Below are 12575 nucleotides of genomic sequence, written 5' to 3'. Positions count from 1 at the left end.
CCCCGGAACCGCCGGTCACGCCCCCTGTCACACCGCCCACCGAGCCGCCGGTCACCCCGACGAACCGCTTCCCCGAGCCCAGTGCCGCCGTGGTGGATGAAGTCGGCGCCCTCGGCTTCTACGACCAGACCGCCGACGGCCAGCCGCGCCCAGTGCGCAACGACCTCAGCGGTACCCTCGCCGCCATGCTGCAGTTCGTGCAGAGCCACTCGGTGGACCCGCAAGGCAACGAAGCGAAGAACATGCCGCGCCTGACCAGCGAGCGCGAAGCCCTGCTGCTGGTCACCCCGGACCCGGCCCAGCCCCTGCCCAACTCCATGCGCGTGCAGGTGCTGGTGGACGGCGTCCTCAAGGGCGACCTGACGCTGCGCCACCCCGACGAGCTGTTCCGCGCCGACCGCACCGGCAGCGACGCCCGCCCCGACGTGGTGTATTCGCGCCGCGCCTGGTCCGCCGTACTGCCCTGGGACTGGGTGGTGCCCGGCATGAGCCTGCAACTCAGCGACGACCGGGGCCGCAGCGGCCAGCGCGCCGCCGAGCTCTTCGACTTCGCCCCGCCCGCCGAACTGCTGGTCCAGGCCATTCGCATCGGCATGCTGACCGCCGAGGTTCCGGGCGGCCAGCACGGGTTCAACACCCAGCCGGCCCAGGCCGCCACCGACTACTTCCAGACCGTGCCCATCGCCCGCATGGTGGCCAGCCAGTACGAAGACGTGCTGTTGCGCAAAGTGATGGTGGCCAACGGCACGATCTACGACGCCGACCAGGGCCAGGCCAGCGCCACCACCGGCGACGTCTACAGCGGCGACATGCGCGAGAACACCGCCAAGTCCACCTTCAGCACCGGCATCAACCTGGCCAACTGGGGCATCACCAGCGCCGGCATGGCCAGCCAGGAGCAGCCGCAACTGACCAACTCGGCGGTCATCCACCACGCCCGCGGCCAGTACGCCAACGGCCCGGCCAACCACGGCCTCAGCGGCGGCAACGGCATCCTCACCCTGATCGACTCGGTGGGGAACGAGTTCAGCCACGAGATCGGCCACCACTACGGCCTCGGCCACTACCCCGGGCAGAGCGGCGACAACTACTTCTGGTCCGGTCACCACCACGACAGCGGCTGGGGCTACATCGCCTACCGCAAGCGCATGCGCGCCAACCTGCACTGGACCCGCGCCAAGACCGGCGGCCTCAACGGCATGCCGATCTACGCCGATGCCTACAGCTTCGCCACCGACGCCATGGCCGGCGGCAACTTCGCCAGCGGGCTGTCGCGCTACACCCACTACACCGGCTACAGCACCCGACAGAAGATCCAGCCGGCGCTGAACCGCGCCGTCTGGGCCCCCGACTCCCCAACCGGCTACCGCAAGTGGGACGCCACCAGCCGCAAGATGGAGGTGTTCCAGCCGAAGACGCCGACCTCCAGCACCGTCTGGTACAACAGCGCCGACGGTCACTACCGCAAGCCGCGCCTGTTCGGCGTCCCGGTCATCACCCTGCTCGGCGGCTACGACCCGGAGACCGGCGCCGCCGTGCTCTACCCGGCCCTGCGCGGCAACTGGGGCCAGGTCTACGACCTGCCGCTGCCCGACGCCGCTGCCACCAGCCGGCAATGCTGGCTGGCGGTCAGCTTCGCCAGCGGCACAACCCAGCGCATCGCCGTCGCCCCCACGCGCCTGGGCAGCAACGCCAACAAGCTGCACGTCAACCTGGCCCAGGCCGAACAGCCCCTCGCGGCGGCCCTGCAATGCCGCGACACAGCCGGCGCCGCCACCACCGAGCTGGCCAGCGTGATCATTCCCCAGGGCCTGCCCGCCCTGCCGCCGCCGGTGATCGTCGGTCGCGAAGCCGGCTTCCAGGCCCTGCGCCAGGAAGAACTGCCCCAGCTCGACGCCGCCCTCACGGCCCTCGCCGGCCAGCTCGTGCCCACCCTCAAGGGCAACGCACGGGTGCTCTTCGACAGCTACAGCGACCAGCCCGACGGCCTCTCGGCCACCGCCCAGCAGGTCCGCCAACGCCTGCTGGACCAACAGGCCCGTGCCCTGCGCCTGAACCGCTGGCTCGACGCCTACGGCGCCCAACTGGCCGGCAGCGCCGACGCCGCCCAGGCCCTGGATGCCCTGCTGACCACCCTGCAGTTCGACAGCCGCACCCTGCTGCCGCCGCGCCAGGGCTTCGCCATGGGCAACGGCAACTGCGTGCGGGTGGAACAGGTGGACGGCGCCTGGCAGCCCTACGTGCTGGCCAAGGCCCAGTGCACCGGCTCGGCGGAGGAACAATGGCGGGTGGACGCCAGCGGCCGCATCCGCAGCGTCGCCCAGCCCACCCAGTGCCTGACCGCCAGCAACGACGTGGGCCTGAGCGCCTGCGACAGCCAGCAGGACGCCCAGGCCTGGGACTTCTCCGCACTGCCGCAGCTCAAAGCCGGCAACCGCTGCCTGGACCTCTCCGGCGGCTACCTCACCAACGAGCGCGGCAAGCTGATCCTCTATGGCTGCACCGGCGGCGCCAACCAGAAATGGTACGGCCCCACCCTCAGCGACAACGGCCTGCTGCCGCTGCTGCAAAGCCGCAACATCGCTGCCTTCACCGCCTATGCCGAGCAACGCGCCCAAGCCGTGTCCCCCTGAGGCCCACTGGCGCCAGGCCCCATGGGGCCTGGCGCTGCTGCTGGCACTGCTGCCTCCGCCGCTTGCCGCGGTGGAGCTGCCCACCGCCTTGCTGACCCCACCCCGGCTGCACCTGCAGCCGCTGGGCGCACTGCCCGGTCTCAGCGCATGGCGTCTGCACGGGGTGTTCAGCCGGGGGGATGGCCAGGGCAGCGCCACCCTCAGCCTTGAAGACGGGCCGCCCTTCAGCGTCCGGACCGGCGACCGCCTGCCCGGCGGCGTCGAGGTGCTGGCGATCCAGCGCGACCGCCTGCTGCTGCGGCGCGGCCATGAACTCGGCGAACTGGTGATCCTGGGCCGCGCGCCGGGCGCGGGCGACAGTTCCGTCGCCGCCGCCCCAGTGGCCAGCGAGGCCCCCGGCAACCTGCCCAGCCTGCCGCCCGACTGCGAAGCCTTCGCCCTCGGAGGCGTTCCCCTGGACGAACTGCAGGCCCTGGGCGGATGCCCGTCGCTGGCGGAATAGTGGTTGAGAAGTTTTGCCTAGCTACTCACCCAAGAAACGTCTGCGTTCATCCCCATCGCCTGAAGAGAAACAGAAGCCCAGCGCGCAGATCGAATTCACCGTGGGCTCGGATGGTCGGGCGGGGGTAGCGCCCCTTCAGGAGGCCGAGCGGAATCATTGCGGAGCGGGTTGAGCGACATGGATGTCGCGAGAGCGCTGTCGGGCCATGGATGGCCCGTCAGCGCGTACCCGTGTAATGATGATGGAGAGAGGGGACCCGACGCAGTCGGGCGGGGACGCCCAGTTCGGATGCAGGGGCAAGTTTTTTGATTCCTTTTCACCAGGCTGGCGATCCAGCGATTGGAAAAGGGATTCGCCCGGGAGGGCGAAACAGAAAACACCAGCAGAACTCGTTAAACGGCTTGGCAGCCAAAGCTCATTACAGCTGCATGGTCGGCAGGCCAAACACAAAGCTGCGCTAACTCCTCACACGCTCGAACTGCTCCGGCCAGTCACGCCGAGTGAACACCTGCCCCTCCCGCCGTACCCGGCGCACCTCCTCCAGGTCCAGCTCGGCCAGCAGCCAGCGACTGCCGTCCGGACACAGCTCGGGGCTCTCGGCGATCACGCCGTTGCTCGGCATGCCGTAGTCCGGCGGCACATAGAGGCCGGCACGGCCGATGTTCTCATCCAGCGCCGGGGACCAGGGCGCCAGCCCCACGGTGGGCGACTGCAGCACGGCGATCTGGCTTTCCAGGGCACGGGCCTGGGCGCCGATACGTACACGGTGGTAGCCGGCCTCGGTGTCGGTGCAACTGGGGGCGAGGATCAGGTCGACGCCTCCCTCGGCCAGGGTCCGCGCCAGCAGGGGGAACTCGTTGTCGTAGCAGATGAGGATGCCCAGCCGCCCGAACGCCGTGTCGAACACCCGCAGCCCCTGCCCTGCCGAAATGTGCCAGTGCTCGCGCTCGAAGCGGGTCATCATCAGCTTGTCCTGGTGGCCCAGCTCGCCGTCCGGGCCGTAGAGCCAGGCGCGGTTGCGGTACTGGCCATCGGCATCGCGCACCGCCACCGAACCGGGCTGCAGGTAGAGGCCGAGGCGCCGCGCCAGGTCCGCGCACAGCGCCCGCCAGGCGGGCAGCAGCGGCTGGATGCCGTCGATGGAGGCGTGCAGGTCGCCGCGCAGGGCCGGCGGCAATTGCCCGCTCAGCACCAGGCCGGCGTACTCCGGCAGCAGCAACAGCTCCGCGCCCTCGCCGGCGGCGGCCTCGCACAGGGTGGTGAGGTGCTCGGCGTAGGCGTCCCAGGTTTCGAAGAGGTCGATGTGGTACTGGCAGGCGGCGATCTTCACGGGGCCAGCTCCCTCAGCCAGAACGACATGGGCTTGGCGCTTTCCTCGCACTCGCCCAGGTCACGCCAGTGGTACTCGGTGCGCAAGGCGGGGTGGTGGCGGTAGCCGCGACGGGCCCAGAACCCGTGCAGCGGCTGGTAGCCGGGCGGGCGGCGCGGGTGGTCGTCCGGGCGCTCCACGGCGCAGAAGGCGCACCACTGGAAACGCCCCAGCGAGCGGGCATAGGCCTCGCGCTCGGCGAAGAAGCGCACGCCCAGGCCGCCGCCCCGGTACGCCGGCAACAGCACCGACTCCCCGAAGTAGAAGATCCGCGCCGGGTCCCAGCCCTGGTCAAGGAAGGGCCGCTGGAAGGCGTCGGTCTCGTCCGCCAGGGGCAACCCGGTGGAGGCCCCGACCACCCGGCCCTGGTCGAACACCAGCACGAACAGGCTCTCGGCCGACTCGGCGTAGGTGGCCAGGTAGCGCGCTTCGTAGTCCAGGGTGCCGTCGTAGAGATAGGGGTACTCGCGGAACACCGTCAGGCGCAGCCGTGCGAGGTCGTCGATGAAAGGCGCGATGGCCGCGCCCTGGTAGCGTCGGATGTCCATGGTCGTCGTTTTGCCAGCCTCGATGACGCCCCTGGCTAAGAGCGGGGGCGGACAAGACCCTATCATGCAGCGCAACCCCGAACCGACCCATTTGCGACAGGACCTTGACCATGACCGCAGCCGAACTGGTGAAAGCCTATTACGACGCCTTCAACGCCGGGGACATGCCGGCCTTCCTCGCCCTGCTCAGCGAGGACGTGGTGCACGACATCAACCAGGGCGAGCGCCAGCAGGGCAAAGCGGTGTTCGCCGCCTTCATGGAGAAGATGAACCGCTGCTACAAGGAGCGCCTGACCGACATCGTCATCATGCCCAGCGCCGACGGCAGCCGCGTGGCCGCCGAGTTCGTGGTGCACGGGCAGTACCTGGTGGGTGACGAGGGCCTGCCACCGGCACGCGGCCAGACCTACGTGCTGCCGGCCGGCGCCTTCTTCCACGTGCACGCCGGCAAGATCGCGCGGGTGACCAACTACTACAACCTGACCGACTGGATCGAGCAGGTCAGCTGAGGCTTCAGGCCAGCCAGAAGTACAGCAGCGTCAGGTTCGCCAGGGCGATCAGCCCGAACAGCGCCCAGGCCAGCAGCGCCACCGCCAGGCTGTTGGCGAACGGCCCCATCAACCGCCGGTCGCTGGTGAAGCGGATCAGCGGCCACAGCGCGAAGGGCAGTTGCAGGCTGAGCACCACCTGGCTCAGCACCAGCAGCTTGCCCACCGCCCCTTCCCCCAGCCAGAGCACCCCGGCGATCGCCGGGGCCAGCGCCAGCGCACGGGTGATCAGGCGCCGCTGCCAGCAGGGGATCTTCGCCTGCAGGAAACCCTCCATCACCACCTGGCCGGCAATGGTGCCGGTGAAGGTGGAACTCTGCCCCGCCGCCAGCAGCGCGAAGCCGAACAGGAAGCTGGCCAGCGCACCGCCCACCAGCGGGTCCAGCAGGTGATAGGCGTCCTGGATCTCCACCACCTCGGTGTGGCCGTTGCCATGGAAAGCCGCAGCGGCCAGCACCAGGATGGCGCCATTGACCAGCAGCGCCAGGGACAGCGAGCCGATGGTGTCGAACCGGGCGAAGCGGATGGCGCTGCGCTTGCTGGCCTCGTCCTCGCCGTTGACCCGCGTCTGCACCACCGAGGAGTGCAGGTAGAGGTTGTGCGGCATCACCGTCGCCCCGAGGATGCCGATGGCCAGGTACAGCGGCTCCTGCCCGCTGAGCACCTCCCAGCTGGGCCGCAGCCCCGCCGCCACCTCCGGCCAGTGCGGCCGCACCAGCAGCAGCTCGATGAAGAAGCAGGCGCCGATGGTGGCGATCAGCCCGAGCACGATGGCCTCCAGCCGGCGGAAGTTGGCGCCCTGCAGCGCCAGCACGATCAGCGTGTCGAACGCCGTCAACACCACGCCCACGGTCAGCGACACCCCCAGCAGCAGGTGGAAGGCCAGGGCCGCGCCGAGCACCTCGGCCAGGTCGGTGGCGATGATCGACAGCTCCGCCAGCAGCCATTGCCCCCGCGCCACGCCGGGGCGGTAGCGCTCGCGGCAGAGCTGCGCCAGGTCACGCCCGGTGGCGATACCCAGCCGCGAGCAGAGGCTCTGCAGCACCATGCCCGACAGGCTCGCCAGCACCACCACGAACAGCAGCGCATAGCCGAAGCGCGACCCGGCCTCGATGGCGGTGGCCCAGTTGCCGGGGTCCATGTAGCCGACCGAGACCAAGAGGCCCGGGCCGAGGAACAGCATCAGCCGGCGGCCCAGGGAGGCGCCGGGGGGAATGGTCACGCTGTGGCTGACGGCGGAGGGGCAGAACGGCGCAGTGGCCGTGGTGGGCAGCTTGTACATCGCGGAACGCGCCGGGAAGGGAGATAGCGCAACTTAGACTCCTCGCCGGCGCGGGCAAAGGCGTCGTGGCAACCGGCCGGGAGGCCGGTTGCCGGGTACGGATCAGAGCTTGGCTTCGAGGGCCTTGCGGATCGCGTCGGCGCGGGCGTCCACGTCGTCGACGTTGCTGAACGGGCGGAAGTTCAGGTCCAGCACGCCGCCGTCGAAGGCCACGCCGTCCTGGTAGGCGCTGGAGGGTGCAGTGGCCTCGTCGTAGCGCACCACCACCTTGCTCAGCTTGGCTTTCAGGGCCTGCTTGCCCATGTCGTCCACGGCGATGGCGGACAGGGCCTTCTGCAGGGGCACGAAGTAGATCTGGGTCCAGAAACCATCCTGGGCGTAGTTGGCGGACTGGTCGGGCAGCGCAATGGTGTTCCATTGCACGTCCAGCGGCAGCTCGTAGCCGGCAGCGGCCTGGATGGCCTTGACCTGGTCGACGTAGACGCCCTGCTCGTAGGCGGTGATGGCGCGACGCTCGGCCAGGGACGGCTCGGCGAAGGCCGGCGCACCGGCCAGCAGGCAGGCAGCAAGGGCGGTGAGGGTGATGAAGCGTTTGGCAGCCATGAACAACTCCTGGGGCCATCGAACCCCGACCGCGAATGCAGCCGGTGGACGCGCGGCGGTGGCCTCCCTGCCACGCGCGGGGGCAAGACTACCCGAGCAGGCTGGGGCGATCCGCCGACCGGCTCATGTTTCCGACCGATCGGTCACCCGGTGCGGCGCGGGACCAGGCTCAGCCCGGCCGCTGTGCTGCGCTGGGCCAGGTAGCGGGTGCAGCTCACCCGCAGGAAGGAGGCGAAGTTCACCACCTCGCCACGGTAGTCCATCACCTCGTCGTAGAGCTTGGTGATGAGCTGGTTGGTGGTCATGCCGTCCACCTCGGCGATCTCCCGGAGGATGTCCCAGAACTGGTTCTCCAGGCGCAGGGTGGTGACCACGCCCCGGATGCGCAGGGAGCGCGAGCGGGATTCGTAGAGGATCGGGTCGGCCTTTACATAGAGCTCGCACATGGAGTCGGTCCTTTATCGGGGGTGCTGAATCGTGCCGGGGCGACGTCGGTCGCCCAGCGGTGCGCCACAGCGCCAGCGTGATGGTCGCGCCCCTGGCGCCGCACCGCAGTATGCAGGACGGCGCAGGGGTTCTACGCCTCGTTACAGGCTGATCCGCGTCCCCAGCACGTCGAGGAACTTCGCCAGCCAGGCCGAGTGGGCCGGCCAGGCGGGGGCGGTGACCAGGTGGCCGTCGACGTGGGCGTGGTCCACGGCGATGTCGACGAACTCGCCACCGGCCAGGGTGACTTCCGGGGCGCAGGCCGGGTAGGCGCTGCAGGAGCGGCCCTTGAGCACACCGGCGGCGGCCAGCAGTTGCGGGCCGTGGCAGACGGCGGCGATGGGTTTCTTCGCGGCGTCGAACGCTTTCACCAGTTCGATCACCCGGGCGTTCAGGCGCAGGTATTCGGGGGCACGCCCGCCGGGGATCAGCAGGGCGTCGTAGTCCTCGGCGCGGACGCGGTCGAAATCGAAGTTGAGGGCGAAGTTGTGGCCGGGCTTCTCGCTGTAGGTCTGGTCGCCTTCGAAATCGTGGATGGCGGTGCGCACGGTCTGCCCGGCGACCTTGTCGGGGCACACGGCGTGGACGGTGTGGCCGACCATGCCGAGGGCCTGGAACGGCACCATGGTTTCGTAGTCTTCGGCGTAGTCGCCGACCAGCATCAGGATCTTCTTGGCTGCCATTGCGGGGTCCTCCCAGTCAGGGTTCAGGGTGACAAAGGTAGCCAATCATCCTCCCCGGCACCGTTCCGTGGGTAACACCCGGCTACTACAGGGGCTGGCCGTTGGCGTCGATGCGCAGCAGCGGTTGCACCTGGCGGGTGGTGGCGATCTCCTGGCGCCCCAGCGCCTCATCCACCAGTTGCAGCGGGCCGTCGCCCTGGGGCGGCAGCTCGGCGTTCTTCGGTGGCGGGTCGAGTTCGTCGTAGCGCAGGTAGTAGGTGCCGCCGGCACCGGCTTCGAAAACGAAGCTGGTGATCTGGGTAAAGTCGAAATAGCCGCCGGCCAGCAGCGTCCAGTAGGTGCCCATCAGCGGGCGGCGCATCTCCAGGCGGTAGTTGGCCACGTCGAACTCCAGGGCCAGGTAGCCGTTGCTGGGCAGGGTGCCGATCAGCCTGCCGTCGAGGAACAGCCCCGGCGCCTCCAGCTCCTGGTCGGCCCAGTCGCTGCGGGGGCGGTAGATGTAGACCAGGGCATGGTCACCGTCCCGTGGCGCCAGCGCCTCGAAGGCCGGGCCGTCGGTGGCGCCGAAGAAGGCACCGGGGGTGGAACAGGCGGACAACAGCACGAGCAGCAGGGGCAACAGCAGCGGACGGCGCATGGGCACATCTCTCGTTATGGGGTGCAGGGAGCGTAGCCGGCGGCAGGCCACTGCCGACACCCGACAAAGGTTCGGCTCAGCGGCGGCGATCCAGCAGGTTCACCGCCAGGCGGTCGAGCCAGCCCCACAGGCGCTGGTAGAGGCGTTTGAGCAGCGGCCGGGCGTGCCAGTCCTCCAGGGTGATCTCGCGGCTGTCGTCGAAGTCACGGCAGAGGGAGGCCGCCACCTGCTCGGTGAAGCGATGGTCCAGCGCCTCGACGTTGGCTTCGAGGTTGAAGCGCAGGTTCCAGTGGTCGAAGTTGCACGAGCCGATGCTGACCCAGCCATCCACCAGCACCATCTTCAGGTGCAGGAAGCGCGGCTGGTACTCGAAGATCCGCACGTTGGCCCGCAGCAGACGCGGGTAGTAGCGCTGCCCGGCGAAGCGCACCGGCGGATGGTCGGTGTTGCGCCCGGTGAGCAGCAGGCGCACGTCCACGCCACGCCGGGCGGCCTTGATCAGGGCACGGCGCACCTTCCAACTGGGCAGGAAGTACGGCGTGGCCAGCCACACCCGCTCCTTGGCGTTGCGCAGGCTGCGCACCAGGGACTGGACGATGTCCAGGTGCTGGCGGGCGTCGGCGTAGGCCACCCGGCCCATGCCAACGCCGGCCGAGGGATAGGGCGGCAGATGGCGAAGGCCCGGCGCCTCGCCCGGCAGCCAGGGGCGCCGGCTCAGGTTGGCCATCCACTGGTAGTCGAAAATCAGCTTCCAATGCACCACCAGCGGCCCCTGGATCGCCACCATGGCCTCGTGCCAATGGCTTTCGGCCTCGCCGGGCTGCCAGAAGTCGTCGGTGGAGCCGGTGCCGCCCACGTAGGCGACGCGGTCGTCCACCACCAGGATCTTGCGGTGGTCGCGGTAGAAGTTGTTCACCCCGCGCCGCCAGCGGATAGGGTTGTAGAACTGCAGCAGCACACCGGCCTCGGCCAGCCGCCCGCGCAGGGCCTGCCCCAGCTTCTGGCTGCCGAAGCCGTCGAACAGGCAGCGCACCTTCACCCCCCGCCGCGCGGCCTGGCAGAGCACCTCCACCAGGGCCTCGCTGCAATGGCCATCCTCCACCAGGTAGAGCTCCAGGCTGACGTGGTGCTCGGCCCGGCCGATGTCGGCCAGCATGGCGGGAAAGAAGCTCGGCCCGTCGATCAGCAGATCGAAGCGGTTGCCGGACTTCCAGGGGAAGATGTGGCCCATCAGCGCGCCGTGAAGATCAGCACGGCGCCCACCGGCACCGAGCTGCTGATGGAGGGGAGCCCGGCCAACTGCTTGAGCGTGCCCAGGCCGTCCATCAGACCGAAGTCCTCCACCTGCAGCACCAGCGGGGCCAGGGTCACCACCTGGAAGCGGCGGTCGTCCAGGCGGGTGGCCAGCAGCTCGGCCTGGTACTCGTGCTCGCGGCCATGCAGCGTCACCTTCAGCGGCAGGCGCAGCTCCAGTTGGGCGCCGGGGGCCAGGTCGGTGATCGGGCGCAGGTCGATCTGGGCGTGGACTTCGGCGTCGGGGTTGCGCTCGATCTCGAAGAACAGGTCGCGCAGGCGCTGGTCCCGCAGCGGGATGCCCGTGCTCACCGACTCCAGTTCGATGCGCAGGTGGGCCTTGCCGGTATCGCCGATGTTGCCGTGCAGGGTGAGGAAGCGGTGCACCTCGGAGAGGCTGCCGCCCTTGGTGGAGATGAAGGACAACCGCGAGGATTCGTTGTCCAGGTACCAGCCGGCGTGAGCCGGTAGCGCCAGGGCGCCCAGCAGGGCGAAGACGAGGGGAATGGACGTGCGCATGGGGACTCCTGTTGCAAATCGGCGCCACCTTAAACCGCCGGCCAGCGCACCTGCAAACCAGGGTCGCCGGCCCGCCTCCAGCAGGGCGAGGGCCGGCCGCTCCTTCGGATCAGAAGCTGTAGACGTAGTTCAGGTACAAACGTTCGGCGTGGTGGGTGACGATGCCCGCCGGCCCGCGCGAGGCCTGCCGGCGGTCCACCCCGTCGGGCACGCCTTCGGTGTGGAAGCGGTTGTGCAGCCAGGCCAGGCTGAGCCCCTTGAGCGGCCCGTCGAAGCGGTACTGCAGCAGGCTCTGGAACTCCCGCCGGGAGAAGTCGCGGTAGCCGGCGGCGTGGTCGGAGACGGCGTAGTGGCTGTCCAGCCGCAACTGCGGCAGGCCGAAGGCGCTGAAGTCCAGGCCGGCCATGAGCTTGACCATGGCCTCGTCCTCGGCGCCGAAGTAGTAGAACAGCTTGGCGCTGCTGTTCCAGGTGCCGTGGTCCTGGCGGAAGAACGGGCGGTCGAAGTCGCCGCCGCGCACCTTGTTGTAGGCCGCCCCCACGTAATGGGAGGGCGCGCGGTACTTCAGCGACAGGTCGGTGTAACGGGCCCGGTGCTGCCGCTCCGCCTCGAACAGCCCGCGCACGCCCTCGTGCTCGAACAGGCGCCCGGCGTCCTGCTGGGCGCCGAGGGTGCCGGCGAGGTCGATGAAGCGCTCGTCCCCCAGGGCCAGGCTGTGCTCCAGCTTGATGGAGCCGACCTTGAGGTAGTCCTCGGCCAGGCTGTACTCGCCGGTCAGGCGGCTGGTGGTGGACAGCGTCCACTCCACGGCCGCCAGGTGCAGCGCCTCGATGCGCTGGCCACGGAAGTTGCGCAGGGTGTCGGACCAGCCCGACTCGTTGCGCGCGCTGAAGCCGGTGAGCCGGCTGTAGCGCAGGGCGCGGCCCTCGGCGCGCCACTCCAGGTCCGTCCCCAGGGTAGAGGGCGGCAGGATGCGGCTGATGGGGTCGTCGTAGTACTGCCCGTAGCGCCGGCTCTTCTTGCCAAGCCCCAATTGCAGGTACCCGTCTGCAAGCGGGAGCCGCCCGCGCAGGTAGGCCTCCACCGGCTTGGCGATGCCGTGGGGCGACTGCACGCTGCGCCCGGCTTCCAGGTTGCTGATGCTGGTGGCCTCGTGGCCCACGTGCAATGCATCGGCCAGGCCGTAGGCGTAGTCCACGCCGAACAGGTCGCGGTACCAGCCGGAGTTGAAGCTGAACAGGGCGGCCTGCACCCATTCGTCGCGGTTGGGGCCGACCTCGCCGCCGTCGTTCTCCTTCCAGTAGAACTGGCTGTAGCGCAGCGATGTGCGGGCGTCATCGACAAAGGGTTCGGCATGGCACGGCCAGCCGGACGCCAGGCACAGCAGCCCGGCGAGGCCTTTCTCTCGCAGGTTCATCTCGTTGTCCTTCTTGTTGTTCTGGATGAAAGGTGAGGCTGTCCGGACAGGCAGG

13 protein-coding genes are annotated in these 12575 nt (G+C 69.4%); 3 read left to right on the top strand and 10 right to left on the bottom strand.

What is annotated here, in order from left to right:
• Both A9G05_RS24145 and A9G05_RS24140 read left to right on the top strand, forming a co-directional pair.
• A partial coding sequence (locus A9G05_RS24145) for a M66 family metalloprotease (protein WP_139131241.1) occupies positions 1-2633 on the top strand: 2633 nt, incomplete at its 5' end.
• Positions 2599-3135: a hypothetical protein gene (locus A9G05_RS24140; RefSeq protein ID WP_069563363.1), complete on the top strand. Its 537-nt coding sequence runs from the start codon at positions 2599-2601 to the stop codon at positions 3133-3135. The genes A9G05_RS24145 and A9G05_RS24140, both read left to right, overlap by 35 nt.
• Before the next feature lie 457 nt (positions 3136-3592).
• On the opposite strand, the gene A9G05_RS24135 is transcribed toward A9G05_RS24140, so the two are convergent.
• Both A9G05_RS24135 and A9G05_RS24130 read right to left on the bottom strand, forming a co-directional pair.
• Positions 3593-4465: a carbon-nitrogen hydrolase family protein gene (locus tag A9G05_RS24135; protein WP_069563362.1), complete on the bottom strand. Its 873-nt coding sequence runs from the start codon at positions 4463-4465 to the stop codon at positions 3593-3595.
• Entirely contained in the window at positions 4462-5052 is a 591-nt protein-coding gene (locus tag A9G05_RS24130; RefSeq protein WP_069563361.1) for a GNAT family N-acetyltransferase, read from the bottom strand. Before A9G05_RS24130 ends, A9G05_RS24135 begins: the two co-directional genes overlap by 4 nt.
• A gap of 110 nt (positions 5053-5162) precedes the next feature.
• Between A9G05_RS24130 and A9G05_RS24125 the strand changes: the two genes are divergently transcribed.
• The gene (locus A9G05_RS24125; RefSeq protein WP_044409344.1) at positions 5163-5561 is read left to right on the top strand and encodes a nuclear transport factor 2 family protein; all 399 of its coding nucleotides are present in this window, start codon (positions 5163-5165) and stop codon (positions 5559-5561) included.
• A 4-nt stretch (positions 5562-5565) separates the two neighbouring features.
• On the opposite strand, the gene A9G05_RS24120 is transcribed toward A9G05_RS24125, so the two are convergent.
• The 8 genes from A9G05_RS24120 to A9G05_RS24085 all read right to left on the bottom strand — a co-directional run bounded on the left by A9G05_RS24120 (position 5566) and on the right by A9G05_RS24085 (position 12520).
• Positions 5566-6882, bottom strand: coding sequence for an Nramp family divalent metal transporter (locus tag A9G05_RS24120; RefSeq protein WP_069563360.1), 1317 nt, complete (start codon positions 6880-6882; stop codon positions 5566-5568).
• A gap of 102 nt (positions 6883-6984) precedes the next feature.
• On the bottom strand, positions 6985-7485 hold the full coding sequence (locus A9G05_RS24115) for a hypothetical protein (protein WP_044409346.1): 501 nt from the start codon (positions 7483-7485) through the stop codon (positions 6985-6987).
• 143 nt (positions 7486-7628) lie between these two features.
• The gene (locus tag A9G05_RS24110) at positions 7629-7931 is read right to left on the bottom strand and encodes a ribbon-helix-helix domain-containing protein (RefSeq protein WP_044409347.1); all 303 of its coding nucleotides are present in this window, start codon (positions 7929-7931) and stop codon (positions 7629-7631) included.
• A gap of 141 nt (positions 7932-8072) precedes the next feature.
• Entirely contained in the window at positions 8073-8654 is a 582-nt protein-coding gene (locus A9G05_RS24105) for a DJ-1/PfpI family protein (protein WP_069563359.1), read from the bottom strand.
• A gap of 85 nt (positions 8655-8739) precedes the next feature.
• Positions 8740-9291 carry a DUF2846 domain-containing protein gene (locus tag A9G05_RS24100; RefSeq protein ID WP_069563358.1) on the bottom strand — a complete coding sequence of 184 codons (552 nt, stop codon included), beginning with the start codon at positions 9289-9291 and terminating at the stop codon, positions 8740-8742.
• Between the two features lie 76 nt (positions 9292-9367).
• The gene (locus tag A9G05_RS24095) at positions 9368-10525 is read right to left on the bottom strand and encodes a phosphatidylserine/phosphatidylglycerophosphate/cardiolipin synthase family protein (RefSeq protein ID WP_069563367.1); all 1158 of its coding nucleotides are present in this window, start codon (positions 10523-10525) and stop codon (positions 9368-9370) included.
• On the bottom strand, positions 10522-11103 hold the full coding sequence (locus tag A9G05_RS24090) for a YceI family protein (RefSeq protein ID WP_069563357.1): 582 nt from the start codon (positions 11101-11103) through the stop codon (positions 10522-10524). The genes A9G05_RS24095 and A9G05_RS24090 overlap by 4 nt, the downstream gene beginning before the upstream one ends.
• Positions 11104-11212: 109 nt before the next feature.
• Entirely contained in the window at positions 11213-12520 is a 1308-nt protein-coding gene (locus tag A9G05_RS24085; RefSeq protein ID WP_069563356.1) for an OprD family outer membrane porin, read from the bottom strand.
• Between the last annotated feature and the right edge of the window lie 55 nt (positions 12521-12575).

Origin of the sequence: Pseudomonas sp. ENNP23, assembly GCF_001728945.1 — a bacterium.
Lineage (GTDB): Bacteria > Pseudomonadota > Gammaproteobacteria > Pseudomonadales > Pseudomonadaceae > Metapseudomonas > Metapseudomonas otitidis.
Note: the sequence above shows the minus strand (reverse complement) of the source record. Positions and strands in the feature narration are given on the sequence as shown.

Excerpts from the sequence above, each read along its gene's own strand:
- A9G05_RS24085 (WP_069563356.1), bottom strand. The coding sequence starts at position 12,520 with ATGAACCTGCGAGAGAAAGGCCTCGCCGGGCTGCTGTGCCTGGCGTCC.
- A9G05_RS24120 (WP_069563360.1), bottom strand. The coding sequence starts at position 6,882 with ATGTACAAGCTGCCCACCACGGCCACTGCGCCGTTCTGCCCCTCCGCC.
- A9G05_RS24100 (WP_069563358.1), bottom strand. The coding sequence starts at position 9,291 with ATGCGCCGTCCGCTGCTGTTGCCCCTGCTGCTCGTGCTGTTGTCCGCC.
- A9G05_RS24130 (WP_069563361.1), bottom strand. The coding sequence starts at position 5,052 with ATGGACATCCGACGCTACCAGGGCGCGGCCATCGCGCCTTTCATCGAC.
- A9G05_RS24110 (WP_044409347.1), bottom strand. The coding sequence starts at position 7,931 with ATGTGCGAGCTCTATGTAAAGGCCGACCCGATCCTCTACGAATCCCGC.
- A9G05_RS24115 (WP_044409346.1), bottom strand. The coding sequence starts at position 7,485 with ATGGCTGCCAAACGCTTCATCACCCTCACCGCCCTTGCTGCCTGCCTG.
- A9G05_RS24105 (WP_069563359.1), bottom strand. The coding sequence starts at position 8,654 with ATGGCAGCCAAGAAGATCCTGATGCTGGTCGGCGACTACGCCGAAGAC.
- A9G05_RS24140 (WP_069563363.1), top strand. The coding sequence starts at position 2,599 with ATGCCGAGCAACGCGCCCAAGCCGTGTCCCCCTGAGGCCCACTGGCGC.
- A9G05_RS24125 (WP_044409344.1), top strand. The coding sequence starts at position 5,163 with ATGACCGCAGCCGAACTGGTGAAAGCCTATTACGACGCCTTCAACGCC.
- A9G05_RS24090 (WP_069563357.1), bottom strand. The coding sequence starts at position 11,103 with ATGCGCACGTCCATTCCCCTCGTCTTCGCCCTGCTGGGCGCCCTGGCG.